This is a genomic window from Microterricola pindariensis, from assembly GCF_002936985.1.
In the GTDB taxonomy this organism is placed as follows: domain Bacteria; phylum Actinomycetota; class Actinomycetes; order Actinomycetales; family Microbacteriaceae; genus Microterricola; species Microterricola pindariensis.
Genome location: NZ_MPZN01000130.1, coordinates 1 through 718, shown reverse-complemented (window position 1 = coordinate 718; position 718 = coordinate 1). Strand labels below are relative to the sequence as shown.

General features: G+C 59.5%; 1 rRNA gene. It reads right to left on the bottom strand.

From position 1 onward, the window contains the following. Positions 1-718: ribosomal RNA gene (locus GY24_RS18325) — 23S ribosomal RNA — on the bottom strand; the annotation flags it as partial.

Sequence of the window (718 nt, the reverse complement as noted above, 5' to 3'; positions counted from 1 at the left end):
AGGCCGAGCTGCGCCGGGTTCTCACACAGATCCTCGACCGGGCAGACGCATGAGGACCATCGAGCTCGACGTGTTCGTCGTGGGCAGAACATCGCCAACTCCCGCACAGAGGGCTACACCAGGCAGCGGCTGAACACCTCCGCCATCGGCGGGCCCCCCTTCTCCCGAAGTTACGGGGGCATTTTGCCGAGTTCCTTAACCACGATTCTCTCGATCTCCTTAGTATTCTCTACCTGACCACCTGAGTCGGTTTGGGGTACGGGCACATTGAACCTCGCGTCGATGCTTTTCTTGGCAGCATAGGATCACCGATTTCGACTTACGTCTACCCATCGAGTCTCAGCCTTATATGAGAGACGGATTTGCCTATCTCTCGGCCTACATTCTTAGACCGGGTCAACCATCGCCCGGCTCGGCTACCTTCCTGCGTCACACCTGTTAATACGCTAACCGCACCAGCATAGGGTCGTGTGCTAGGCCCACACGCATCACCCCGAAGGGATCCGTCACGGGGATTCAGACCAGCGGATTCGTCGTCGAGGAAGGTCCCGTCGAAGATATCTTCCATTCGCCTAAGCACCCGTACACTGCGGCCCTACTGCGATCAATTCCCCGCACGGATGAAATGTCGGGCACCCACGAGCTGGTTTCCATTCCGGGGTCCCCGCCGGACCTCGTGGCGCTCCCCGCCGGATGCCCGTTCTATGACCGCTGTGCG